The sequence below is a fragment of the Caulobacter sp. GW821-FHT12F03 genome (genome assembly GCF_058806855.1).
On record NZ_JBXAQC010000001.1, the window covers coordinates 559,787 to 581,127 of the forward strand.

At 69.6% G+C, this 21,341-nt stretch carries 26 protein-coding genes and 1 tRNA gene; 16 read left to right on the plus strand and 11 right to left on the minus strand.

Annotation, left to right across the window (positions count from 1 at the left end):
* Nucleotides 1–18: 18 nt before the first annotated feature.
* The 7 genes from AC1RN0_RS02675 to AC1RN0_RS02705 all read left to right on the plus strand — a co-directional run bounded on the left by AC1RN0_RS02675 (nucleotide 19) and on the right by AC1RN0_RS02705 (nucleotide 4,563).
* Nucleotides 19–228, plus strand: coding sequence for a hypothetical protein (locus AC1RN0_RS02675; RefSeq protein WP_492785879.1), 210 nt, complete (start codon nucleotides 19–21; stop codon nucleotides 226–228).
* A gap of 64 nt (nucleotides 229–292) precedes the next feature.
* On the plus strand, nucleotides 293–1,309 hold the full coding sequence (locus AC1RN0_RS02680) for a 2'-deoxycytidine 5'-triphosphate deaminase (RefSeq protein WP_492785880.1): 1,017 nt from the start codon (nucleotides 293–295) through the stop codon (nucleotides 1,307–1,309).
* A 99-nt stretch (nucleotides 1,310–1,408) separates the two neighbouring features.
* Nucleotides 1,409–1,807: a hypothetical protein gene (locus AC1RN0_RS02685; protein ID WP_492785881.1), complete on the plus strand. Its 399-nt coding sequence runs from the start codon at nucleotides 1,409–1,411 to the stop codon at nucleotides 1,805–1,807.
* Nucleotides 1,804–2,001: a helix-turn-helix transcriptional regulator gene (locus AC1RN0_RS02690; protein WP_488899040.1), complete on the plus strand. Its 198-nt coding sequence runs from the start codon at nucleotides 1,804–1,806 to the stop codon at nucleotides 1,999–2,001. Before AC1RN0_RS02685 ends, AC1RN0_RS02690 begins: the two co-directional genes overlap by 4 nt.
* Nucleotides 2,002–2,025: 24 nt before the next feature.
* The gene (locus tag AC1RN0_RS02695) at nucleotides 2,026–2,682 is read left to right on the plus strand and encodes a hypothetical protein (RefSeq protein ID WP_492785882.1); all 657 of its coding nucleotides are present in this window, start codon (nucleotides 2,026–2,028) and stop codon (nucleotides 2,680–2,682) included.
* A gap of 22 nt (nucleotides 2,683–2,704) precedes the next feature.
* Nucleotides 2,705–3,583 carry an alpha/beta fold hydrolase gene (locus AC1RN0_RS02700; protein WP_492785883.1) on the plus strand — a complete coding sequence of 293 codons (879 nt, stop codon included), beginning with the start codon at nucleotides 2,705–2,707 and terminating at the stop codon, nucleotides 3,581–3,583.
* A 98-nt stretch (nucleotides 3,584–3,681) separates the two neighbouring features.
* Nucleotides 3,682–4,563 (plus strand): TraB/GumN family protein, encoded by an 882-nt coding sequence (locus tag AC1RN0_RS02705; RefSeq protein ID WP_492785884.1) that lies wholly within the window; start codon nucleotides 3,682–3,684, stop codon nucleotides 4,561–4,563.
* A 209-nt stretch (nucleotides 4,564–4,772) separates the two neighbouring features.
* Here the strand turns inward: AC1RN0_RS02705 and AC1RN0_RS02710 are convergent, their stop codons facing one another.
* Nucleotides 4,773–5,381, minus strand: coding sequence for an HD domain-containing protein (locus AC1RN0_RS02710; protein WP_492785885.1), 609 nt, complete (start codon nucleotides 5,379–5,381; stop codon nucleotides 4,773–4,775).
* A gap of 141 nt (nucleotides 5,382–5,522) precedes the next feature.
* Between AC1RN0_RS02710 and AC1RN0_RS02715 the strand changes: the two genes are divergently transcribed.
* A complete protein-coding gene (locus tag AC1RN0_RS02715) occupies nucleotides 5,523–5,987 on the plus strand; it encodes a hypothetical protein (protein WP_492785886.1) in 465 nt (154 codons plus the stop codon).
* A gap of 20 nt (nucleotides 5,988–6,007) precedes the next feature.
* Here the strand turns inward: AC1RN0_RS02715 and AC1RN0_RS02720 are convergent, their stop codons facing one another.
* Nucleotides 6,008–6,622: a TetR/AcrR family transcriptional regulator gene (locus tag AC1RN0_RS02720; protein ID WP_492785887.1), complete on the minus strand. Its 615-nt coding sequence runs from the start codon at nucleotides 6,620–6,622 to the stop codon at nucleotides 6,008–6,010.
* A 231-nt stretch (nucleotides 6,623–6,853) separates the two neighbouring features.
* Here AC1RN0_RS02720 and AC1RN0_RS02725 point away from each other — a divergent pair.
* A tRNA-Gly gene (locus AC1RN0_RS02725) sits at nucleotides 6,854–6,928 on the plus strand.
* A 35-nt stretch (nucleotides 6,929–6,963) separates the two neighbouring features.
* Here AC1RN0_RS02725 and AC1RN0_RS02730 read toward each other — a convergent pair.
* Genes AC1RN0_RS02730 through AC1RN0_RS02750 form a run of 5 tightly spaced genes read right to left on the minus strand, consistent with a single transcriptional unit; the run spans nucleotide 6,964 to nucleotide 12,289 of the window.
* Entirely contained in the window at nucleotides 6,964–7,296 is a 333-nt protein-coding gene (locus AC1RN0_RS02730) for an ArsR/SmtB family transcription factor (protein WP_492785888.1), read from the minus strand.
* Nucleotides 7,297–7,353: 57 nt separating this feature from the next.
* Entirely contained in the window at nucleotides 7,354–10,554 is a 3,201-nt protein-coding gene (locus tag AC1RN0_RS02735) for an efflux RND transporter permease subunit (RefSeq protein ID WP_492785889.1), read from the minus strand.
* Nucleotides 10,551–11,582, minus strand: a complete 1,032-nt coding sequence (locus AC1RN0_RS02740) for an efflux RND transporter periplasmic adaptor subunit (RefSeq protein ID WP_492785890.1) — start codon at nucleotides 11,580–11,582, stop codon at nucleotides 10,551–10,553. Before AC1RN0_RS02740 ends, AC1RN0_RS02735 begins: the two co-directional genes overlap by 4 nt.
* Nucleotides 11,583–11,616: 34 nt before the next feature.
* Nucleotides 11,617–11,979 (minus strand): rhodanese-like domain-containing protein, encoded by a 363-nt coding sequence (locus tag AC1RN0_RS02745; RefSeq protein WP_492785891.1) that lies wholly within the window; start codon nucleotides 11,977–11,979, stop codon nucleotides 11,617–11,619.
* Between the two features lie 25 nt (nucleotides 11,980–12,004).
* Nucleotides 12,005–12,289, minus strand: coding sequence for an ArsR/SmtB family transcription factor (locus tag AC1RN0_RS02750; protein ID WP_492785892.1), 285 nt, complete (start codon nucleotides 12,287–12,289; stop codon nucleotides 12,005–12,007).
* 172 nt (nucleotides 12,290–12,461) lie between these two features.
* Between AC1RN0_RS02750 and AC1RN0_RS02755 the strand changes: the two genes are divergently transcribed.
* From AC1RN0_RS02755 to AC1RN0_RS02770, 4 genes are all read left to right on the plus strand, one after another.
* Nucleotides 12,462–13,742, plus strand: coding sequence for an NAD(P)/FAD-dependent oxidoreductase (locus AC1RN0_RS02755; RefSeq protein ID WP_492785893.1), 1,281 nt, complete (start codon nucleotides 12,462–12,464; stop codon nucleotides 13,740–13,742).
* 10 nt (nucleotides 13,743–13,752) lie between these two features.
* The gene (locus AC1RN0_RS02760) at nucleotides 13,753–14,202 is read left to right on the plus strand and encodes a thioredoxin family protein (protein ID WP_492785894.1); all 450 of its coding nucleotides are present in this window, start codon (nucleotides 13,753–13,755) and stop codon (nucleotides 14,200–14,202) included.
* 19 nt (nucleotides 14,203–14,221) lie between these two features.
* Nucleotides 14,222–14,425: a YgaP family membrane protein gene (locus AC1RN0_RS02765; protein WP_492785895.1), complete on the plus strand. Its 204-nt coding sequence runs from the start codon at nucleotides 14,222–14,224 to the stop codon at nucleotides 14,423–14,425.
* Between the two features lie 63 nt (nucleotides 14,426–14,488).
* Nucleotides 14,489–14,686, plus strand: coding sequence for a YgaP family membrane protein (locus AC1RN0_RS02770; protein ID WP_492785896.1), 198 nt, complete (start codon nucleotides 14,489–14,491; stop codon nucleotides 14,684–14,686).
* An 11-nt stretch (nucleotides 14,687–14,697) separates the two neighbouring features.
* On the opposite strand, the gene AC1RN0_RS02775 is transcribed toward AC1RN0_RS02770, so the two are convergent.
* Nucleotides 14,698–16,119 (minus strand): MFS transporter, encoded by a 1,422-nt coding sequence (locus AC1RN0_RS02775; protein ID WP_492785897.1) that lies wholly within the window; start codon nucleotides 16,117–16,119, stop codon nucleotides 14,698–14,700.
* Nucleotides 16,116–16,661: a hypothetical protein gene (locus AC1RN0_RS02780; RefSeq protein WP_492785898.1), complete on the minus strand. Its 546-nt coding sequence runs from the start codon at nucleotides 16,659–16,661 to the stop codon at nucleotides 16,116–16,118. The genes AC1RN0_RS02775 and AC1RN0_RS02780 overlap by 4 nt, the downstream gene beginning before the upstream one ends.
* A gap of 133 nt (nucleotides 16,662–16,794) precedes the next feature.
* On the opposite strand from AC1RN0_RS02780, the gene AC1RN0_RS02785 reads away from it, so the two are divergent.
* Together AC1RN0_RS02785 and AC1RN0_RS02790 are read left to right on the plus strand one after the other, a co-directional pair.
* A complete protein-coding gene (locus tag AC1RN0_RS02785; protein WP_492785899.1) occupies nucleotides 16,795–17,685 on the plus strand; it encodes a LysR family transcriptional regulator in 891 nt (296 codons plus the stop codon).
* Nucleotides 17,686–17,899: 214 nt separating this feature from the next.
* The gene (locus tag AC1RN0_RS02790; protein ID WP_492785900.1) at nucleotides 17,900–18,898 is read left to right on the plus strand and encodes a glycosyltransferase family 9 protein; all 999 of its coding nucleotides are present in this window, start codon (nucleotides 17,900–17,902) and stop codon (nucleotides 18,896–18,898) included.
* Between the two features lie 2 nt (nucleotides 18,899–18,900).
* Here AC1RN0_RS02790 and AC1RN0_RS02795 read toward each other — a convergent pair whose 3' ends face one another.
* A complete protein-coding gene (locus tag AC1RN0_RS02795) occupies nucleotides 18,901–19,143 on the minus strand; it encodes a hypothetical protein (RefSeq protein WP_492785901.1) in 243 nt (80 codons plus the stop codon).
* Nucleotides 19,144–19,298: 155 nt separating this feature from the next.
* On the opposite strand from AC1RN0_RS02795, the gene AC1RN0_RS02800 reads away from it, so the two are divergent.
* Nucleotides 19,299–20,441 (plus strand): glycosyltransferase family 4 protein, encoded by a 1,143-nt coding sequence (locus tag AC1RN0_RS02800; RefSeq protein WP_492785902.1) that lies wholly within the window; start codon nucleotides 19,299–19,301, stop codon nucleotides 20,439–20,441.
* 10 nt (nucleotides 20,442–20,451) lie between these two features.
* Here the strand turns inward: AC1RN0_RS02800 and AC1RN0_RS02805 are convergent, their stop codons facing one another.
* Entirely contained in the window at nucleotides 20,452–21,339 is an 888-nt protein-coding gene (locus AC1RN0_RS02805; RefSeq protein WP_492785903.1) for an alpha/beta fold hydrolase, read from the minus strand.
* Between the last annotated feature and the right edge of the window lie 2 nt (nucleotides 21,340–21,341).

Genomic DNA, 21,341 nt, shown 5'->3' on the forward strand with positions numbered 1-21,341 from the left:
CGCCGGGGAGGTCCACTGATGCTGTCGATGATTTTCCGCGTTTTCGCCGCCATTCTGGGTGTTCTGGGGGCGATCAACATCGTCCTGCTGGTGCTGGGGGAGGCCCTGGCCCGCTATTCGCCGGTCGAGCTGCGCGCCGTCGGCACCCTGACCGAGGCGCTGATGCTGTTCGGGGTCGGGGCGGGCATCTATGTGCTCTCGCCGGCGAGCGGCAAGTCACACCACTAAAAGCTGCGCCTCCGGTCACGGGGCCTTGCCTTTATCGTCACGGGCCATGAGTAATGGTCCAACGATGAACGCTGCACAGTCCGCCGGGATACTCCCGTGCCAATCCATCGAGGATCTGATCGCCCAGGGGGCCATCCGATCGCTCACGCCCTTTGATTCCGACCAGGTCCAGCCGGCCAGTCTCGACCTGAGGCTGGGCGAGCGCTGCTGGCGGGTGCGGGCCTCGTTCCTGCCCGGCCGGCGCAAGGTCATGGACAGGCTGCCCGACGTGGCCATGCACGAGCTCGACCTGACCAAGGGCGCGGTGCTTGAGCGCGGCTGCGTCTACATCGCCGAGGTGCAGGAGCGCCTGGCCCTGCCGCTCGGCGTCTCGGCCCGCGGCAATCCCAAGAGCTCGACCGGCCGGGTCGACGTGTTCGTGCGGCTGCTGACCGACCACGGCGCGGCCTTCGACGACGTCGCCGAGGGCTACACCGGCCCGCTGTTCATCGAGATCGCGCCGCAGACCTTCTCGGTGCTGGTGCGCGCCGGCACCCGCCTGAACCAGCTGCGTCTCAAGCGCGGCTCGCCGGCCAAGCTGTCGATGAGCAGCGTCGGCGTCGACCTGTCCAGCGGCATGGCCGGCTTCCGCGGCCGCCGCCACGCCGGGGTCATCGACCTCGACAAGGAAGACGGCCACGATCCGCGCGACTTCTGGGAACTGCTGGAGTCGCCCAAGGGCGAGCTGCTGCTCGACCCGAACGAGTTCTACATCCTGGCCTCCAAGGACGACATCGAGATCCCGGTCGACCAGGCGGCCGAGATGACGCCGATCGACCCGGCCGTGGGCGAATTCCGCGTCCACTACGCCGGCTTCTTCGACCCGGGCTTCGGCACCGACGAGACCAAGTCGCGTGGCTCCAAGGGCGTGCTCGAGGTGCGCAGCCACGAAACGCCGTTCCTGCTGGAGGACGGCCAGACCGTCGCCCGGCTGGTCTACGAGCCGCTGACCGCGCGCCCGACCCGCCTCTATGGCGAGGACGGCTCCCACTACCTGCGGCAGGGGCTCAAGCTGTCCAAGCACTTCCGGCCCTGGAAGTAGGGCGCAGACAAGCTCGCAGAACTTTTTGTAAGGCGTCCTTGACATATCTCGCGGTCGTATGAGACAAGCACCCTTGTCATCCAGACAAGGAGCCTTTCCGTGAACAGCCGCAGCGAAGCCGGGCGCCGCTATCTCAGGCGCTTCATCCCGACGATGCTCGCCTACGTCGTGATCATCCTCGGCGTGTCGTTCGCCTTCCGCGACGCGGCGCTCGCCGGACCGCTGGCGTGGATGCTGGCGGTGGCGCCGGCCCTGCCGGTGCTGGGGGTGATCGCCATCATGGGGCTCTACATCCGCGAGGAGAAAGACGAGTTCCAGCGCGCCGTTCTGGTCGAGTCGATGCTCTGGGGCATGGGCCTGACCCTGTCGGCCACGACGGTGGCCGGGTTCCTCGAGATGTATGTCCACACGCCGCCGATGCAGTCCTTCTGGGCCTTCCCGGTGTTCTGCGGCGCCATGGGCCTGTCGCAGGTGTTCGTGCGGAGGCGCTACCGTTGAAGAACCGCCTCAAGGTCCTGCGGGCGGAGCGCGACTGGAGCCAGGCCGACCTGGCCGAGCGGCTCGACGTCTCCCGCCAGACCATCAACGCACTCGAGACTGGCAAGTACGACCCCAGCCTGCCGCTCGCCTTCCGCATCGCCCGACTGTTCGGCCAGCCCATCGAAGCGATCTTCGATGACGGCGAGGCCTGATCCGAAACCCAGGGAATTCAAGACATGGCTCACACCACGAACGCCAGGCCCAACGCCGTAAGACTGACCCTCGCCGCCGCCGGCATGATCATCGGCGCCGTCGTCGGCTGGGGCACGGGACGGCTCATCAAGCACGGCGCGCTCGACCTGTCCGGCGCGGGCTGGTCCGACCTCGCCGCCGGGACCATCGCGGCGATGCTGCTGGCCAGCGGCCTGATCATCGGCCTCGGGACGTTCAACCGGCGGCTTGCCGCGCGCATCATCGACCCCGCCGGCGACCGGCCGGCCCGGCCGACCCAGATCATCTTCTATCGCCAGCAGGCGGCCGTCATGGCCCTCGCCGGACTGATGATGGCCGCGCCCGTGGTGGCGACCCTCGCCCTGGCGCCGCTGCCGCCCGCGCTCGGCCAGGCGATCATGGCCGGCGTCATCGCCCTGTTCCTGTTGCAGACCCTGCTCAATCTCACGGTCTGGACGCGCGCCGACGAGATGATGCGCCAGATGATCGCCGAGTCCGGCTCCATCTGCTTCTGGGTGCTGCAGGGCGGGCTGTTCCTCTGGGCCGCCGCGGAGAAGCTCAACATCGCCCCGGCCCTCAGCGCCTGGGACCTGATGACCATCCTGATGGGCGTCTACCTCCTCGTCTCATCCGCCCTGTCGATGCGCCGCGGCTTCAACTGACCCGCCGACCCGGAGTTCCGTCATGTTCAGACTGCTCAAGACCCTGCTCGCCGCCGCGACCCTGCTGATGCCGCTCGCGGCCGGCGTGGCCCAGGCGAAGGAGCCGACCCGCTTCACCGTCGCGGTGCGCGGCAGCGGCCCGGATATCATCCTGATCCCCGGTCTGGCGTCCTCGCGCGACGTCTGGAGCGCCACCGCGAAGCAGCTGGAGGGGCGCTACCGGGTCCATCTGGTGCAGGTCGCCGGGTTCGCCGGCGCCCCGGCCGGAGGCAACGCCGACGGGCCGGTCGTCGAGCCGCTCGCCGACGAGATCGTCGCCTACATCGAGGCGCAGCGTCTCGATCACCCGGCGATCATCGGCCATTCGATGGGCGGCTTCACCGCCCTGATGATCGCCGCGCATCATCCCGACGCGGTCGGCCGGGTGATGGTCGTCGACGCCCTGCCGTTCTTCAGCGTGCTGTTCGGGCCGACGGTGACGGTCGACGCCGTCCGCCCGCAGGCCGCCGCCTTCCGCGACGCCGTGATCGCCCAGACGCCCGAGGTCTTCGCCGCCGGTCAGGACCGGGTCATGGCCGGCCTGGTCAGGTCGCCGGAGGCCCGCGCCGCGCCGATCGCCTGGTCGCTGGCCACCGATCGCGGCGTCATGGCCCGGGCGACCTATGACGTCATGACCACCGACCTGCGCGGCGACCTCGCCAGGATCACCGCGCCCGTCACGGTCCTCTACGCCCGCGATCCGGGCATGGGCGCCGCCTTCAGCCGCGTCGACCCGCTCTACACGGACAACTACGCGGCGCTGAAGGGCGTGCGTCTGCGTCCTGTCGATGGCGCCTTCCACTTCATCATGCTCGACCAACCGCAGGCCTTCGCGGCGGAGGTCGAGGCCTTCCTGCACTAGCCGACCCGTTTCCCCTCCGGCCGCCGGCTGAACCCGCCTCGCGGGATTGCGCCCGCGCGCCCGCATCCCAACCTTCTGATCTCCCGAAAGGACCCCGCATGTTTGATCGTCTGAAACGTTTTCTCGCGGCCTGCGCCGCCCTGGCCGCGGTGGCGCTGTCCGCGTCTCCCGCCGCCGCCGACCCGGCCCTCTGGGTGGTCAGGGACAAGGACTCGACCCTCTATCTGCTGGGCACGGTCCACGCCCTGAAGCCCGACACGGTCTGGCGCACCCCGGCGATCGACAGGGCGCTGACCAGCGCCGACGAGCTGTGGCTGGAGGTCGACACCGATGACGCCGCCTCCATGCAGGGCCTGGTCCGCCAGTACGGCCTGGACCCCGCCCATCCGCTGTCGGGCAAGCTGACGCCGGACCAGCTGGCGCGGTTCCGGGCCGCGGTCTCGGCCCTCGGCGCCGACCCGGCGAATTTCGAGCCGTTCCGGCCCTGGCTGGCGGGCCTGACCCTCAGCGTCGCGCCCCTGCTGAAGGGCGGGTTCGATCCGAAGAGCGGCGTCGAGGAAAAGCTGAAGACCGCTGTCCGCGCCGACGGCAAGCCGATCCGCACCCTGGAGACCCAGGAGCAGCAGCTGCGCTTCTTCGCCGACCTGCCGCCGCAGGTGGAGCTGGACTTCCTGCTGTCGAGTCTGGACGAGGCTTCCGAAGCGACGTCCATGCTCGACAGCCTGATCACCGCCTGGAGCGCCGGCGATGTCGACACCCTCGGCGCGCTGATGAACGAGGAGCTGGCGACGAAATATCCCGGCCTCTACGACATTCTGCTGGTTCAGCGGAACAAGGCCTGGGCCGGGCAGATCGAGACCCTGCTGAAGGGCAAGGGCGTGGCGGTCATCGCCGTCGGCGCGGCCCATCTGGCCGGTCCCGACAGCGTGCAGGCGCAGCTGGCCCGCCGCGGCCTGACAGCCGAGCGTCTGCCGGACTAGGAGGCAGGAGACTCGACGCGGGCCTGGATGCTCCCCCCTGGGGGAGCGGGCAGCCCGCAGGCCTGACTGAGGGGGTTACAGAGGGGTGTGGTCAGACCCCCTCCGTCTCCGCTTCGCGGAGCCACCTCCCCCAGGGGGGAGGATCCTGATCAGAGAAGCCCGTGGATTTCGCGGATCGCCGGGCCAGGCTCCGAAATCGACGCTCCGGCTCAGGCCGCCGTCTCGGCCTTCGGGCGCAGGTAGATCGACCGCTTGGGCGTGCTCATCACCCGCTGCAGCATCGGCTCGAAGGCCTCCAGCGGCATCGACTCGTAGTTCGGATCGAAGGCCGACTGGTCATACAGGTGGCAGAACTGGGCGGTGTACTCGAAGTGCGGATGGCCCCGGAACTGCTCGCGCATGTCGCGGTCCAGCCCGAGGTGATGGAAGAAGTAGTAGCCCTGGAAGATGCCGTGCTGCTGGACCATCCAGTGGTTGGCCTCGGAGACGAACGGAAACACCATCGCCGCCCCGATGTCCGGGTGGTTTCGCGGGCACAGCACGTCGCCGATGTCGTGCAGCAGGGCGCAGACGACATACTCCTCGTCCCGCCCGTCGCGGAACGCCCGTGTCGCGGTCTGCAGGCTGTGCTCCAGCCGGTCGACGATGAAACCGCCGCAGTCGCCCTTGAGCAGCTGCAGATGATTGATCACCCGGCCGGGCAGTTCGCGGCCGTACTCGGCCGAGGCGGTGGCGATCTTCAGCCAGTCCTCCTGGGTGCTCTCGACCATCGAGGTGAAGCCGGCCCGGTCTTCGGACCCATGCGCGCCATCGGCCATGATCCTGTCTCCCCAACGTTTGTTCGGGCCATCGTGAGGTCGGGGTCGGTCTGCGTCAATCCGTCCGTTGCCGGACGCCATGGCTGCCCCTAGCTATCTTGTGACCGCCGGGTAACTTGTGCCTGGGGGCGAGGGCGAGGGATGCATCTGAAACAGAACAGGACCCGCTACATGGGGCGGGTCGGACTGGACCTCTACCTGCGTGTCGCGGTGACGGTGGGCGAAATATTCGACGGCGACCTGATCAGCGGGCTGACCTTCTATGGCATCGCCCACTCCAATGTGCGTCACCTGAACCAGCCGCGGGTCATCAACCCGCTGGCCGAGGCGGGCCTGTTCCCGGACGAACTGCGCCAGCCGGTGTCCTGCTATTCCGTGGCGAAGCAGCTCGGCCTGCCGCGCGAGACCATTCGCCGTCATGCGCTCAGGCTGGTGGCGGCGGAGCGTTGTCGCCAGACCGAAGAGCGACGCTACTATGTTCCGTCAGCGGTCCTGGCCGCCCCGGAATTCTCCCGCCTGTCCCGGATGCTGGAGATGGAGCTCGACAGCGCCTTCCTGGATCTTCAGCGCTCGGGCGTCATGCCGCCGGTCGGGCTGCCCGGCTGACGGCGTCCCGTGGGCGGTGATCAGGGCGTGATGGCGGTCATCAGCAGGTCGATCCGGTCGTAGGCCATCGCGTCGGCGACCCAGGAGTCGGTCCCGGCGTCCCCGATGTCATGGCGCCAGGCGGTCAGAAGGTCCCAGACCAGGCCGCAGATCAGGTCCAGTTTGAGGTGGGGGGCGATCTCGCCGCGGTCGAGCGCCGCAACGGCGGCGTCATGGACTACGGCGCACAGGGCGGGCTGCACCTTGCGGCGGACCGTGGGCAGGTGCCGTTCGATCATCACCAGCCGCGCGTGGTCGGGTTGGGTCAGGAGATCCAGCAGGCGGTGCAGGCAGTCGACAAAACGGGGGCTCCCGGCGATCGCTCCGCGCGCCGCCTCCGCCAGGGCCGGGGCCTCTTCGGCCATGACCGCCTCGAGCAGGTCGAGCTTGTCGGCGAAACAGTTGAAGACCGCCCCGATCGACCGGTCGGCGTTCGCGGCGATATCCCGCACGGTGGTGGCGTCATAGCCGCGCTGGAGAAACAGCGTGCGGGCCGAGGCGATCAGCCGCCGCTGGGTGACGATCTTGGCCGCGCGGCGCAGGGTCGGCGGCCGCACGACGGCCCCCGATGTCGGGCCAAAGGTCAGGTGATTCATGAAAACAGGACGCTCCGACCGCCTCAATCCTAAGCCGTGCGAAGCCTGGTCAACGGCCTGCCTGCCACACAGGCCCTCAGATGACCCGTTTTCGGCGGGCTTGTGAACGCCGGTCGCCGCCTCAAAACGGGGCGCGCGCCGCGGGACCGGCGTGATGAACCGATCCCGGTCGATTTGCCTGCCAGACGCTTGCGGCCACGCCGACTTTGTCTATGGTCGCGCTTCCTGAGCGCGGCCGTAGTTCAGAGGTAGAACGTCAGCTTCCCAAGCTGAATGTCGCGGGTTCGATTCCCGCCGGCCGCTCCAGAAATCCCCGTCCGCGCGACGGCGGCAGGTCGCTGTCACGGGGTCCGCTTGTAGATCTCGCACAGCGTATCCAGCATGCGGATCGCCGCCGGATCGTCCAGCCGGTAGTAGATCGTCTGCCCGTCCCGCCGGGTGGCCACCAGACCCTCCGCGCGCATCTTCGCCAGATGCTGCGACGTCGCCGACTGGGCCAGGCCGACATGGGCGGACAGGTCGCCCACCGAGCTCTCCCCCTCGATCAGCTTGCACAGGATCAGCAGCCGCTGCTCGCTGGCCAGCAGCTTGAGCATGCGGGCCGCCGCGTGGGCGCTGCCTTCGAGTTGCGAGAGTTCTGTCGTCGTCGGCCGGTCGATGAGCGTGCTGGACATATGCCTAATGTAGAAGGCACGCATGCGTCCGCAAGGCCGGGGCCGCCGCCGTGGTCGCTATGCCGCGGCGGCGCCCTTCGCCTGGTCATCCCTGAGCACGACATAGATCGCCGGGATCACCAGCACCGTCAGCAGCGTCGAGGACGCCAGGCCGAACAGCAGCGAGATGGCCAGGCCCTGGAAGATCGGGTCGAACAGGATCACCGCCGCCCCGATCATCGCCGCCAGGGCCGTCAGCACGATCGGCTTGAAGCGGATCGCCCCGGCCTCCAGCAGCACCTCGCGCAGCGGCCGGCCTTCGCCCTGGCTGTGCCGGATGAAGTCGACCAGCAGGATCGAGTTTCGCACGATGATCCCGGCCAGCGCGATGAAGCCGATCATCGAGGTGGCGGTGAACGGCGCCCGGAACAGGATGTGGCCGATGACGATGCCGACCAGGGTCAGCGGGATCGGCGTCAGGATGACCAGCGGCAGGCGGAAGCTTTTGAACTGCGCGACCACCAGCACATAGATGCCGAGGATCGCGACCCCGAAGGCGGCGCCCATGTCGCGGAACGTCACCCAGGTGATCTCCCACTCACCGTCCCACAGGACGGTCGGCCGGCTCTCGTCGGTCGGTTGGCCGTGCAGGCGGATGTCGGGTTTGGGGACATCCTTCCAGTCGCCCTGCCTGATGGCCTTGTCGACCGCCAGCACGCCGTAGATCGGCGCCTCATAGGCGCCGGCCAGCTCGCCGAGGATCATGTCCACGTCGCGGCCGTCGCGGCGGAAGATGTGAGTCGAGCCGGCCTCCTGGCTGGCGGTGACGACCTCGCCGAGGGCGACCAGGCGCCCGGCCTGGGACTGGGCCACGGGCATGGCCGCCAGGCCTTCGCCCCAGCTGCGCGCGGACTGCGGCAGGCGGACGGAGATCTCCAGCGGGTCCCGGCCCTCGCCGCGGTGGGCGTAGCCGACCACCTGGCCGCCGAGGGCCGCGCCGATCGAGTCGTAGACGTCAAGGTCGGTGACGCGCAGCGCCTCCAGCCGGTCGCGGTCGGGAACCAGCCTCAGGCCGGGCCGGGGCTGGCCATAGCTGTCGTCCACATCGACGATGTAGGGCACGGAGCGGAACGTCGCCTTGACCCGTTCGGCCACGGCGCGGCGCGTCTTCGCGTCGGGGCCATAGATCTCGGCCAGCAGGGTGGCCATGACCGGCGGTCCGGGCGGCGCCTCGACCACCTTGATCGATGCGCCGGCGGGCAGGTTGAGCGCCGCCAGGCGCTGGCGCAGATCCAGGGCGATGACATGGCTGGAGCGATGGCGGTCGCCCTTGGCCGCCAGGGCCACCGACAGGTCGCCCATCTCCGGCTTGTTGCGCTGGTAGTAGTGCCGCACCAGGCCGTTGAAGTTGAACGGCGAGGCGGTCCCGGCGTAGGCGTCGATGGCGGTGACCTCGGGCAGGGCCCGGGTGATCAGGGCCGCGTCGTTGAGCACCCGCTGCGTCGCCTCGAGCGACGTGCCTTCCGGCAGGTCGACGACCACCTGCAGCTCCGACTTGTTGTCGAACGGCAGCAGCTTCACCGTGACGGTCTTGGTGGCGAACATGGCGCAGGCGACCAGGGTGGCCAGGCCGACCGCGATCAGGAAGGTCCAGGCGCTGCGGCGGGTGGCGATCACCCGGCCGGCGACCTTGCGGTAGACGGCGCCGAGTTTGCCCTCGCCGTGATGACCGCCGTCGGCCGCCAGGGTCTTGCGGGCGAACCGGACCATCAGCCAGGGCGCGATGACCACGGCGACGAAGAACGAGAACACCATGGCGGCCGAGGCGTTGACCGGGATGGGCGCCATGTAGGGGCCCATCAGGCCGGACACGAACAGCATCGGCAGCAGGGCGGAGACCACGGTCAGGGTGGCGACCACGGTCGGATTGCCGACCTCGGCCACGGCCTCGACGGCCGCGTCGATGCGGCTGCGGCCGTCCTTCATCGCCCAGTGCCGGGCGATGTTCTCGATCATCACGATGGCGTCGTCGACGAGGATGCCGATCGAGAAGATCAGCGCGAACAGGCTGACCCGGTTGATGGTGTAGCCCATCAGGTTGGAGGCGAAGAGGGTCAGCAGGATGGTCGTCGGGATGACCACCGCCGTCACTGCCGCCTCGCGCCAGCCGATGGCCAGACCAATCAGCACGACGATCGACAGGGTCGCCAGGCCGAGGTGGAACAGCAGTTCGTTGGCCTTCTCGTTGGCCGTCTCGCCATAGTCGCGGGTCACCGCGACGCTCAGGCTGTCGGGCAGCAGCGTGCCCTTGAGCGTTTCGACCCGGGCCAGCACGGCGTGCGAGACGACCACGGCGTTGGCGCCCTTGCGCTTGGCGATGGCCAGGCTGACGGCGGGCGCCTGGCTCCAGTCCTGGCCGACGCGGGCGAAGCGCCAGGCGCGGGCCTGGTCCTCGCGCGGCGCCTCGATCACCGTGGCGACGTCGCGGACATAGACCATCTCGCCGCGCGTCGAGGGCAGGGCGATCAGGCCGATGTCGACGGGGCTGGTCATCGTGCGGCCGGCCGTCACCTGGACGGACTGGCCGTTGTTGCGCACCTGGCCGGCGGGGAAGGCGCGGTTGGCCTGGCGGATGGCGTCCATCAGACCGCCCAGCGACACGCCGTGCAGGGCCAGTTTCGCGGGATCGGGTTCGACGCGGATTTCCTGCGGCCGGCCGCCGACGATGAAGGTCAGGCCCACATCGTCGACCTTGGCCACCTCGGTGCGCAGCTTGCCGGCCAGCTCGTAGAGCGCCTGGTCGGTCCACTGGCCCGCCGCGCCCGGCTTTGGCGAGAGGGTCAGCACGAGGCTGGGCACGTCGTTGATGCCGCGGGTCTGGATCAGCGGCTCGGGAATGCCGGCCGGGATCCGGTCCATGTTGGCGCGGATCTTCTCGTGCACGCGCACGGCCGCCGCGTCGGGATCGACCCCGACCTTGAAGCGCGCCGTGACCATGACCTGGTCGTCGTCGGCGAAGGTGTAGACGTGCTCGACGTCGGCGACGCTCTTGACGATGGTTTCCAGCGGCTTGCCGACCAGTTCGATGGCGTCGGGCGCGCGCAGGCCCGGGGCCGCGACCATGATGTCGACCATCGGCACGCTGATCTGCGGCTCTTCCTCGCGGGGAATGCTCGCCAGCGCCAGCAGACCCACGGCGATGGCGGCCAGCAGGAACAGCGGGGTCAGCGGCGACCTGATCGTCGCCCGGGTCAGTCGCCCGGAGAGGCCGAGGTTCATGGGTTCGCTCCGGCGGGCGCGAGGACATCACCGGGCCGAACGCCGGACAGCACCTCGACCTCGCTCGCGGTCGGCGCGGCCGTCGTCTGCACCGGCGTCTCGGAGACCGTCCCGTCCTTGCCGACCAGCCGGACGTAGTCGATGCCGTAGCGGGTCGAGACATAGCGGCGCGGGATCACCAGCGCCTGGCGTTGGCCGATCCGGATGCCGACGCGGACGCGCTGCCCGATCAGGTCCTCCGGAAGCCCGGCGGCGGTGACGTCGGCGACCACCTGGCCGGCGGTCACGGACGGATAGACCTGGGTCACCCGGCCGGTGGCGGCGACGCCGCGCAGGTCCTCGGCGGCCAGCTGGACCTCGTCCCCGACCTTCAGGGCCCGGGCCTGGGCTTCCGGCAGTTCGATGCGCACGACGGTCGGGCCGGCGGTGATCCGGGCGATCGACTGCCCGGCCATGACGACCGAGCCGAGCGGCACGTCGGCCGTCAGCACCCGCCCCGAAGCCGGCGCGAGGATCGCGCCCTGGGCGCCGAGCTCGGCGCTGGCGGCGCGCTGGGCCTTGGCCGCGGCGAGGGTCGCGTTGGCGGCCTTGGCCATGGCCTCGACCTGGTCCATGCGGGCCTGGGCGTAGATGCCCTGGTTGAACAGGGTGCGGGTGCGGGCGAGGTCGCCCTGCGCGCGCGTCGCGTCGGCGGCGGCGGCGGCCACCTGGGCGTCGTAGGAGGCGGTCACCAGGGCCAGCCGGTCATCCCTGACGGTCGCGATCAGCTGGCCCTGGCGGACCACGTCGCCTTCCTTGACCAGCAGCGAGACCAGCACGCCGGAAATCCGGGCCCGGGCCTCGCCCATGTCCCGCGTCGTAAGGGTGGCGGATACCGGCTTGATGTCCGCCACCGTGCTCCAGGCGAGGGTCAACCGCCCCGCGGCCGGCGCGCGCGCGGGCGCGCGCTCGGCCGGTTCGGAGCCGCCGCAGGCTGTGAGCAGCAGGGCCGCGCTCAAGGCGCCGGCGATGGAAAGGAGTCTGGCCATGGTCCGCCCGTTCGTGGGTTCTGGTTTCGCGTGATCAGCGGCGGTCGCGCACGGCGCCCGTCTCGGAGTCGATCGTCACGGTCGGCAGGCCGGCGGCCTTCCAGGCCATGATCCCGCCCGCCAGGTGGGAGTCGATGGCGTGACCGGCCTTCAGGCAGTGCCCGATGGCCGTCGCCGAGCGTTTTCCGGAGCCGCACTGGAGCACGATCAGCTTGTCGCCGGCGGCGGGCAGAGCCCCCGGGTCGAAGGTCGAGAGCGGGAAGTTGAGGGCGCCATGAATGCGCTCGGCGGCGAACTCGCCCGGTTCGCGCACGTCGATCAGCAGGATCTCGTGCGCGTCGAGAGCGGCCTTCACCTGGGCGGGGGACAGGTCCTTGGTCTTGGGAGAGCCGAACATCGGAGGGTCCTTCTGGAGACGGCGGTCAGGCGACCGCGCAGAAAAGCTTGGACAGGGTCTCGACCAGGGCGCGGGCCTGGCCGCTCTGGAGGCTGTAGTAGATCGTCTGGCCATCCCGGCGCGCCGAGACGACGCCGTCACGGCGCAGGAGGCCCAGATGCTGCGAGGCCAGCGTCTCGCGGATGCCGAGCAGCTGCGCCAGCGCGCCCACCGACTGCTCGCCGCCGACCAGCGAGCAGACGATCATCAGCCGATGCGGGTTCGCCAGCCCCTTGAGCAGGGTGCAGGCGTCCTCCGCGGAGGCCTTCATGGCGAGAGCATCTAAATTCATAGTTGCGTATATGCGATTGTCAGAATATGAAGTCAAGCATCGACACGTTAGGTCGGCCCCGGCGGTCCCGACGTGATCCGTATCAAAGCCTGCCGACCGGAACGGGCGGACCCTGCCGCTCTCAACCGGAGGCGTTCGGAGGAACATGACCATGGCCAAGCCGCGTATTGTCGTCCTCGGCGCGGGACTGGGCGGCGCCATCGCCGCCTTCGAAATCAGGAACGCCGTTGGCGATCAGGCCGATGTCAGCGTGGTGTCGCAGGGCGACACCTTCCACTTCGTCCCGTCGAACCCCTGGGTTGCTGTCCACTGGCGCAAGCGGGACGCGATCGAGGTGAAGCTGCCGCCCGTCTTCCAGAAAAAGGGGATCGCGTTCTCCGGCGTGGGCGCCAAGCGGGTCTCGCCGGCCGAGAACCGCATCGAGCTGAACGACGGCGGGTCGCTGACGTACGACTATCTTGTCATCGCCACCGGGCCCGAGCTGGCCTTCGACGAGATCCAGGGCCTGGGGCCGCACGGCGGCTTCACCCAGTCGATCTGCCACATCGACCACGCCGAGACGGCGGCGGCGGCGTTCGATCGCTTCGTCGAAAATCCGGGACCCATCGTCGTGGGCGCGGTGCAGGGCGCGTCCTGCTTCGGTCCGGCCTACGAATTCGCGATGATCCTCGACACCGAGCTCAAGCGCCGGAAGATCCGCGACAGGGTGCCGATGACCTTCGTCACCTCCGAGCCCTATGTCGGCCATCTGGGCCTCGACGGGGTCGGCGACACCAAGGGTCTGCTCGAGAGCGAGATGCGCGACCGGCACATCAAATGGGTCACCAACGCCCGGGTGACCTCGGTCGAGGCCGGCCTGATGCACGTCGAGGAACTGGCCGAGGACGGCGCCGTCCGGACGACCCACGATCTGCCGTTCAGCTATTCGATGATGCTGCCGGCCTTCCGCGGCGTCGAGGCCGTGCGCGGCATCGAGGGCCTGACCAACCCGCGCGGCTTCATCGTCGTCGACAAGCACCAGCGCAATCCGACGTTCCCGAACGTCTTCGCCCTCGGGGTCTGCGTGGCCATCGCCCCGACCGGCAAGACGCCGGTGCCTGTCGGCGTGCCCAAGACCGGCTTCATGATCGAGAGCATGGTCACGGCCATCGCCCATAACCTTGGCGCGTTGGTCGCCGGCAGGCCGGCCACCAATGAAGCGACCTGGAACGCCATCTGTCTCGCTGACTTCGGCGACGGCGGGGTGGCCTTCGTCGCCCAGCCGCAGATCCCGCCGCGCAACGTCAACTGGTCGGCCAGCGGCAAGTGGGTCCACCTCGCCAAGGTCGGCTTCGAGAAATACTTCCTCGCCAAGGTCAAGCGCGGCGAGAGCGAGCCCTTCTACGAAAAGCTGGCGCTGGACGTGATGGGCATCCGCAAGATCAAGCCGTGAGGGTCCGGCGATGACGACGCGACAGTTCGTGTGCCCCGCCTGCGCCGCGACCAACCGGCTCCCCGCCGAGCGCGATCCGCTGAAGGCCAGATGCGGCCGGTGCGGCCAGCCGCTGTTCACCGGCCATCCGGTCGATGTGGGCGGCGAGGCGTTCCGGGCGCATCGCCGGGCGACCCAGGGCGCGGCCGTGCTGGTCGATGTCTGGGCGCCGTGGTGCGGCCCTTGCCGGACCATGGGCCCGCAGTTCGCCGCGGCGGCCGCCACCCTCGAGCCGAACGTTCGCCTGCTGAAGCTCAACGCGGACGAGGAGGGGGCCATCACCGCCGAACTCGGGGTGTCGGGCATTCCGGCCCTGATCCTGTTTCGCGACGGCCGGATCGTCGCCCGCCAGGCCGGCGCCATGACCGCCAACCAGATCGTCGCCTGGACCACCCAGGCGCTCGCCCAGGCTCCGGCCTGATGTCCTTGAAGGATTTCCGATGACCCTCGATCGCGCTGTTTTCATCTTCGCCGGACTGGTCGTTCTGGCCGGCGTCACGCTCGGGCATTTCGTCAGTCCCTGGTGGCTACTGCTCAGCGCCTTCGCGGGCCTGAACATGATCCAGGCCGCCTTCACCGGCTTCTGCCCGGCGGCGCTGGTGTTCAAGAAGCTCGGCGTCCGGCCGGGCCCCGCCTTCCACTGACCGGACCGTCCCATTCACCCAAAGGCCCCGGCCCCCCGCCGGCGCCATCCAAGGAGACATGTCATGAAACTCAATGAAGGCGCGGTCGACCGCATCCTGCGCGTCCTCGTCGGCGTCGCCGTCCTGTCGCTGGTGTTCATCGGTCCGAAGACGCCCTGGGCCTGGCTGGGCGTGGTGCCGCTGCTGACCGGCCTCATCGGCTTCTGCCCGCTCTACGCCATCCTCGGCGTCAACACCTGCGGCCTGCCCAGGGCGAAGTAGCGCGGCCGGGATCAGGCCGGCGTCAGGGGGCCGCCGCTTTCGTCGGCGGTCGCCCGCCGGGCGCTGACGATGCCCGACAAAAGCGCCGCGGCCGCGGCCAGGCCGAGGCCGACGCGGGGCGCGATGCTCATCGGCAGCGCGACGAACAGCATCGCCATCATCACCGCGCCGGCTGTCTGACCCGTCAGCCGGGCGGTTCCCTGCATGCCGCCGGCCGCGCCGCTGCGATGTCCGGGCGCGGCCAGAAACAGGCTCCGGTTGTTCGGCGCCTGGAAGAGGCCGAAGCCGATCCCGCTGATGGCGGCGAAGACCATGAAGGGGCGCGGGTCGGCGCGGGGCGGCCAGAGGGCGGCCAGGGCCAGTCCCGACGCCAGCACCAGGCCCCCGAGCGCGCAGAGCCGGGCCGACGCCACATGGTTGGACAGCCGTCCGGCGATCGGCGCCGTCACCGCGACACCCAGCGGCCACGGCGACAGGCAGAGGCCGACCATGAGCGGCGACTGCGCAAGGCTGTGCTGGAGGTGGAAGGGCAGGGCGACCATGGCGGCCGCCTGTCCGATGAAGCAACAGACGGACGCCATCGCCGACAGCGCGAACGACCGGTTGCGCAGGAGATCGAGCGGAATGAGAGGGGCGGCCTTCGGCGCCTCGCGCCGCACCAGACCCACGATGACCAGCAGGGCGGCGCCAAGGCCGAGGGCCGCGAGGACCGGCGACTTCGGCAGGGCTTCCGCGCTGACGACGAGCAGGGCGAACCCGGCCGCGTTCAGGCCGATGCTGACGGGATCCACGCGCCTGGCGCCGCCGGGCGGCGCCGGCAAGGCCAGCCCGGCGGCCAGGGCGAGGGCGCCGACCGGGAGATTGACCAGGAAGAGCCAGGGCCAGTCGAAACGCCCGACGATCAGCGCGCCCAGCGTCGGCGCGGCGGCGGAGGAGAGCGCGACGGTCAGCGCGTTCCAGCCGACCGCCGCCCCGAGTTGCTCCGGCGCGACGGTGAACCGCAGCAGGGCGACGCCAAGCGCCATGACCGCGGCGCCGCCCAGTCCCTGAATGAGCCGCGCGGCCACCAGCCAGGGCAGGCCTGGCGACACGGCGCAGAGCACCGAGCCGACAAGAAACAGGCAAACGCCCGCGAGAAAGACGCGTCGGTTGCCGAAGCGCTCGCCGAGCGCGGCGCAGGGCAGAAGCGCCATGACCAGCGCCGTCTGGTAGGCGGTGATCACCAGAACGGCGTTGGCCGCGGACGTCTCGAAGGTCCTGGCCATCGTCGGCAGCGCGATGTTGACCATGCCCGCGTCGAGAACGACCAGGCTCATCGCCCCTAGCACCGAGGCGATGGCGGCCGCCTTGCGGCGTCGGGTCCACGCCGGGCCCGACAGGCCTACCTCCGCCTCCGGGCCTGGGGCCGGCTTCACGACGGGCGCGAGGCTCATGCCGCCCCCAACGTCCAGACGCCGTTGCGCTGATGGTAGCGGGTGACCCGATGCTCCTGCCTGTCCTCGATGCGCAGGTCGCGCTCGGTGAAGCGGAAGAGCAGCGCCCGGCTGCTGACGCACCGCGTGTCGTGAATGTCGCCCGGGAGATAGACCCGCGCCTCGCCGGTGCGCACAGGCGTGCTGTCGCGCCTGACGAGCCGGACGTCGCCGTCGGGACCGTCGACACGGCCGTAGGCGCCCATTTCGATCTCGCCGTCCTGCAGGGCGTAGATCACCCAGCTACGCCCGTGGTCATGAGGTGGGCGATAGAGACCGGCGTGCTCGGTGTGCGCCAGCAGCAGGAAGCCGTGGTCCGGATCGCGGTAAAGCTCTTCGGCGATCGGCTGGTCGCGGTGAAGGGCCGCGAGCCACGGCTCGGACGCCGGGGCCCGGACAAGCATCTCCAGCTGTCGCCGGCATTCCGTGACCAGTTCGGTCGTCAGCGGGCCCCAGGCTGACCTTACGCCTTCGACGAAGGCCTCGAGTGAGTGGGTTGGCATGTCCTGTCCCTCCGGGTTTGTGATCCTTCGCGAGGGTACGAAGGGGCCGGACAGGGCGGAAGGCGCAGCATTTGCACTTGATTGATGCGTCTGACGCTATGCATGGCGCGATCGGCGGGGCTAGTCTGTCGCCATGTCGCCGCCTGACCTGAATCTGCTCGTCACCCTCGACGCCCTGCTCGCGGAGGGCAGTGTGGTCGGCGCCGCCAGACGCCTGCGTTTGAGCCCTTCGGCCATGAGCCGGGCGCTGGCGCGCGTGAGGGAAGCGACAGGCGACCCGCTGCTTGTGCGGGCCGGCCGCGGGCTTGTGCCGACGCCTCGCGCCCAGGCGTTGCGGGAGAAGGTCCGCCTGCTCGTCGGGGACGCGGAAGCCGTTTTGCGGCCGGAGACGGCGATTGACCTGGCCGCGCTCGAACGGACCTTCATCCTCAGGACGAGCGACGGCTTCGTCGAGAACTTCGGACCGGCCCTCATCGAAAAGGCCAGATCGGCGGCGCCCGGGGTGCGGATGACCTTTCTGCAGAAGCCGGACAAGGACAGCGCCCCGCTGCGGGACGGTCGTATCGACCTCGAGACCGGTGTCATCGAGGCGTCAATCGGGCCCGAGGTGCGCACCCAGGCGCTGTTCCGGGATCGACTGGTGGCCGTCGTCCGCAAGGGCCACCCGATTGACGTCGGGGCGATCACGTCGTCCTGGTACGCGGACGCGGACCATGTCGTGGTTTCGCGAAGCGGGCTTGAGGCAGACGCCGTCGATCTTCCCTTCCTTCCGGCGGACCTCAGGCGGCGGGTGGTCGGCATCGTCGGCGGCTTCTCCGGGGCCCTCGCCCTGGCGCGCGCCTCCGATATGGTGGCGACGGTGCCGGACCGTCACACCCTGGCCCTGAGAGAGGGCATGGTCAGCGTCTCGCTCCCCATGCCGACGACTGAATTCACGGTGTCGATGCTCTGGCATCCGCGGCTGGACGCTGACCCGGCGCACAGGTGGTTGCGGTCCTGTGTCCGCGAGGTGTGCGGGACCTGACGCGTCCGGTCCCGGCCTGAGCGCCTGGTCGTTTTCCGGTCACCGGGCGGCGGACACAATCCCGCCAGATATCCGCAAACTCCCGTCACAAAACACGCCTAAGGCGGGCCTGCACGGTCAGGCGTCAGCGTGGCGCATTGCTCGGGCGGCGTGTTCCCGTGGCTTGCACCCGTTCCGGGCCACCCTAAACGCAGGCTCCTCAAAGGTCCTCGACATGATCCGGTCGATTCTCGTCTATTCGGTCGAAGAGCTGAGCGGCGACGGGTTGATCAAGTTGCCGTTCGCCGCGGGGCTCCGCGCCGCGTTTCCCGACGCCCACATCACCTGGTGCGCGGCGAGCGGGAAAAGCGTCTATGCCGGATGGCTCAAGCCGGTCGTGTTCCGCTTCATCGACCAGCTGCTGCTGGGCGAGCCGCTCGGTGAACGCCTGCGCGATGTGCTGAGCCCGAGCGCCCCGTTCGGCGGCCGCACCTTCGATCTGATCATCGACACCCAGACCAATATCCGTCGCAGTCTGGTCATCCGGCGCGCCGGGCGGTCGTTCATCTCGGCCGCGGCAAGGTTCGCGCTGTCGGATCGCCGGCCGGCCACGCCCTGGCCCGAAAGCATGGCGCTCCAGCTCGACGGCCTGCTGAAGCTGGCCGCCGGACCGCAGGCGACCTCCGGGCATCCGAAGCTGGCGACACCCGAAGGGGACGCGGCGGCGAGGACGTTGCTGCCGCCGGGCGAGACCTATGTCGGCTTCGCGCCAGGCTCGGGCGGCCTCGAACGCCGCTGGCCGCTGGATCGCTACCTCCAGCTGGCCGCCGCGCAGTTCGAGCGCGGTCGTCGGCCGGTGTTCATCCTCGGCCCTGCGGAACGCGACTACCTTGAGCCCGTGCGAAGCCAGGCGCCATTCGCCCTGCTGCCGCTCGAGGACGGGGTGGACGCGACCTCGCCCGTCCAGGGGCCGCTGCTCACCATCGCGCTGGCGGGCCGCCTGTCGGCGGCCGTCGCCGCGGACGCCGGTCCCGGTCACATGCTGGCGGCCGGCGGCGCGCCGCTGGTCAGCCTGTTCTGCGAGCGTCGCAAGGAGCGCAAGTTCCTGCCCGCCGCCTCGACGGTCTATCCGCTGGTGGCCGAGAACTTCGGCGACAAGGCCATCGAGGCCATTCCCGCCTCGGAGGTCGACCGGCTGCTGGAAGCGCTTCTGAGCCGCCCGCGGGCGGCCTGAGGTCAGGCCTTCAACGCCCGCATGACCAGGCCGACCGCGAGGATCGCCGCCGACAGGTAGATGACGATCGCGAAGACGAACACGCCGCCGGCCGCCGGATCATCCAGCCAGGCGCCGGACAGGATCTGGTCGAGGAACAGCACCGCCACCTGCCGTTCGCTGACCGCCTTGATCAGGGCCGCGAGGACCCCGAACGCCAGACCGGCGCCGCCCACGGAAACCAGTTTGCTTGACGTGCGGCGCATCGGGATCGGTCTGGAGTGCTGAAGACCTCATAGTAACAGAGGTTTCCGGCGCGCAAAGGGCTCCACGCCGCGCTCCCGGCCCCGGCTGGCGATCTCACGGGAAATCAGGATATCAAGGCCGCGCGCCGCAGAAGGTGCGCAGAGTCCTGGACGTCATGACCGCTGGTAAGCCCCTGTGCGTGTTGCAGGTCGTTCCCGAGCTGAGCACCGGCGGCGTCGAGCGGACGACCATCGAGGTGGCCGAGGGCATCGTGAAGGCCGGCGGCCGGGCGCTGGTGGCCTCCGAGGGCGGACAGCTGGAGGACCGCCTGACGGCGATCGGCGGCGAGTTCTTCCGCCTGCCGCTGGCGACCAAGAACATTTTCACGGCCTGGCGCAACGCCGGCCGGCTGGCGGCCATCGCCCGGGCCGAGGGCGTGACGATTATCCATGCCCGCTCCCGGGCCCCGGCCTGGTCGGCGCGGATCGCCGCGCGGCGGCTCGGCCTGCCGTTCGTGACGACCTTCCACGGGACCTACAACGAGGGTAACGCCCTCAAGAAACTGTACAATTCGGTCATGGCCTCGGGCGATCTGGTGATCGCCAACTCGGGCTTTACGGCCGATCTGGTCAAGGCCCGCTACGGCGCCGATCCGGACCGGGTGGTGACCATTCCGCGCGGCGTGGATTTCGACATCTTCCAGCGTCGTCCGGACGCGGCGAAGGGCCGCTCGCCCCATCCGATGATCGATCCGGAGGGGGGCGTGGCCTTCCTGCTGCCGGCGCGGCTGACGCGCTGGAAGGGCCAGGAACTGGCCATCGAGGCCTGCCGCCTGCTGCTCGAACGCGGCGTGCGCGGTTTTCAGCTGATCATCGCCGGCGGCGACCAGGGGCGGTCCGAGTATACCGCCGGCCTGCTGAAGCGCATTTCGGTCGGCGGACTGGCGGGCCACGTCAAGCTGGTCGGCGACGTGCGCGACATCGCCGCCGCCTATGCCGGCGTCGACTATGTGCTGGTGCCGTCGCTCGAGCCGGAAGCCTTCGGCCGCACGGTCGTCGAGGCCCAGGCCATGGGCCGGCCCGTGATCGCCTCCAACATCGGCGCGCCGGTCGAAACCGTGATCGACGGCGAAACCGGCTGGCAGTTCGAGGCCGGCGACGCCGAAGCTCTCGCCGACGCCATGGCCAGGGCCATCACCACCGACGCCGCCACCTATGCGCGGATGTCGGACAGCGCCTGGCGGCATGTGTCGCAGCTGTACCGCGCCTCGACCATGGTCGCCTCGACCCTGGCGGTCTACGCCCGTCTGCTGGGCTGACGGCGCCGCGCTAGGCGGCCAGGAAGCCCTCGACCTCGGCCATGAACCGTTCGAACTGGTCGTGGTGCAGCCAGTGGCCGGCGTCAGCGAAGCTGACCGTGCGGGCATCGCGGAAATGGGCGGCGCGGCCGTCCTTTTCGGGATTCGAGGCCCAGCTCTTTTCGCCGTAGCAGAGCAGCGTCGGACAGGTGATCGCCTCCCACAGGCTGGCGATCTGCTGGTGGTTCAGGTCCGGCGCCGACCAGACGCGCAGGTAGTTGTCGAACTTCCAGCTGAAGGTGCCGTCCTCGTTCTGGCTGACGCCGTGCGCGGTGAGATGTCGGGCCTGCTCATCGGTCAGGTAGGTGTTCTCCGACTTCATCCGCGCCAGCGCCTCCTCGAAGGTCGGATAGCGCTTCGGCAGGCGGCCCGCGGCCTGGCGCTTCTCGTCGATCCAGCCGCGCAGGCGGTCGGCGACGGGCGTCTTCTCGCGTTCGGCGATCATCTTCGGCGAGGGACCCATGCCCTCGATGGCCACCAGCCGGCTGACGTTGTCCGGATAGAGGCCGGTGTAGCGCAGGGCGATGTTGCCGCCGAGCGAGTGGGCGATGATCGTCAGCGGCGCCAGCTTCAGCTGATGGATCAGCTGGGCCAGGTCATAGAGGTAGGACGCCATCGAATAGTCGCCGTCCGGCGACCAGGCGCTGTCGCCATGGCCGCGCAGGTCCGGGCAGATGATGTGATAGCGGTCGGCCAGCCGTTGGGCGACCCAGTCCCAGCTGCGGCAGTGGTCCCGCCCGCCGTGCAGCAGCAGCAGCGGCGGGGCCTCGGGATCGCCCCAGGCGGCGTAGTGCAGCTTCAGCCGCTGGGACATGAAGCTGTGCGAGGTCGGGCCGGAAAGTCGCGTCGGGTCGGTCATGG

What these genes read in the sequence shown, in the direction of transcription:
- AC1RN0_RS02675 (WP_492785879.1), top strand. Translation starts at nt 19, where the DNA reads ATGCTGTCGATGATTTTCCGCGTTTTCGCCGCCATTCTGGGTGTTCTG.
- AC1RN0_RS02680 (WP_492785880.1), top strand. Translation starts at nt 293, where the DNA reads ATGAACGCTGCACAGTCCGCCGGGATACTCCCGTGCCAATCCATCGAG.
- AC1RN0_RS02695 (WP_492785882.1), top strand. Translation starts at nt 2,026, where the DNA reads ATGGCTCACACCACGAACGCCAGGCCCAACGCCGTAAGACTGACCCTC.
- AC1RN0_RS02700 (WP_492785883.1), top strand. Translation starts at nt 2,705, where the DNA reads ATGTTCAGACTGCTCAAGACCCTGCTCGCCGCCGCGACCCTGCTGATG.
- AC1RN0_RS02705 (WP_492785884.1), top strand. Translation starts at nt 3,682, where the DNA reads ATGTTTGATCGTCTGAAACGTTTTCTCGCGGCCTGCGCCGCCCTGGCC.
- AC1RN0_RS02710 (WP_492785885.1), bottom strand. Translation starts at nt 5,381, where the DNA reads ATGGCCGATGGCGCGCATGGGTCCGAAGACCGGGCCGGCTTCACCTCG.
- AC1RN0_RS02715 (WP_492785886.1), top strand. Translation starts at nt 5,523, where the DNA reads ATGCATCTGAAACAGAACAGGACCCGCTACATGGGGCGGGTCGGACTG.
- AC1RN0_RS02720 (WP_492785887.1), bottom strand. Translation starts at nt 6,622, where the DNA reads ATGAATCACCTGACCTTTGGCCCGACATCGGGGGCCGTCGTGCGGCCG.
- AC1RN0_RS02730 (WP_492785888.1), bottom strand. Translation starts at nt 7,296, where the DNA reads ATGTCCAGCACGCTCATCGACCGGCCGACGACGACAGAACTCTCGCAA.
- AC1RN0_RS02735 (WP_492785889.1), bottom strand. Translation starts at nt 10,554, where the DNA reads ATGAACCTCGGCCTCTCCGGGCGACTGACCCGGGCGACGATCAGGTCG.
- AC1RN0_RS02740 (WP_492785890.1), bottom strand. Translation starts at nt 11,582, where the DNA reads ATGGCCAGACTCCTTTCCATCGCCGGCGCCTTGAGCGCGGCCCTGCTG.
- AC1RN0_RS02745 (WP_492785891.1), bottom strand. Translation starts at nt 11,979, where the DNA reads ATGTTCGGCTCTCCCAAGACCAAGGACCTGTCCCCCGCCCAGGTGAAG.
- AC1RN0_RS02750 (WP_492785892.1), bottom strand. Translation starts at nt 12,289, where the DNA reads ATGAAGGCCTCCGCGGAGGACGCCTGCACCCTGCTCAAGGGGCTGGCG.
- AC1RN0_RS02755 (WP_492785893.1), top strand. Translation starts at nt 12,462, where the DNA reads ATGGCCAAGCCGCGTATTGTCGTCCTCGGCGCGGGACTGGGCGGCGCC.
- AC1RN0_RS02760 (WP_492785894.1), top strand. Translation starts at nt 13,753, where the DNA reads ATGACGACGCGACAGTTCGTGTGCCCCGCCTGCGCCGCGACCAACCGG.
- AC1RN0_RS02765 (WP_492785895.1), top strand. Translation starts at nt 14,222, where the DNA reads ATGACCCTCGATCGCGCTGTTTTCATCTTCGCCGGACTGGTCGTTCTG.
- AC1RN0_RS02770 (WP_492785896.1), top strand. Translation starts at nt 14,489, where the DNA reads ATGAAACTCAATGAAGGCGCGGTCGACCGCATCCTGCGCGTCCTCGTC.
- AC1RN0_RS02775 (WP_492785897.1), bottom strand. Translation starts at nt 16,119, where the DNA reads ATGAGCCTCGCGCCCGTCGTGAAGCCGGCCCCAGGCCCGGAGGCGGAG.
- AC1RN0_RS02780 (WP_492785898.1), bottom strand. Translation starts at nt 16,661, where the DNA reads ATGCCAACCCACTCACTCGAGGCCTTCGTCGAAGGCGTAAGGTCAGCC.
- AC1RN0_RS02785 (WP_492785899.1), top strand. Translation starts at nt 16,795, where the DNA reads ATGTCGCCGCCTGACCTGAATCTGCTCGTCACCCTCGACGCCCTGCTC.
- AC1RN0_RS02790 (WP_492785900.1), top strand. Translation starts at nt 17,900, where the DNA reads ATGATCCGGTCGATTCTCGTCTATTCGGTCGAAGAGCTGAGCGGCGAC.
- AC1RN0_RS02795 (WP_492785901.1), bottom strand. Translation starts at nt 19,143, where the DNA reads ATGCGCCGCACGTCAAGCAAACTGGTTTCCGTGGGCGGCGCCGGTCTG.
- AC1RN0_RS02800 (WP_492785902.1), top strand. Translation starts at nt 19,299, where the DNA reads ATGACCGCTGGTAAGCCCCTGTGCGTGTTGCAGGTCGTTCCCGAGCTG.
- AC1RN0_RS02805 (WP_492785903.1), bottom strand. Translation starts at nt 21,339, where the DNA reads ATGACCGACCCGACGCGACTTTCCGGCCCGACCTCGCACAGCTTCATG.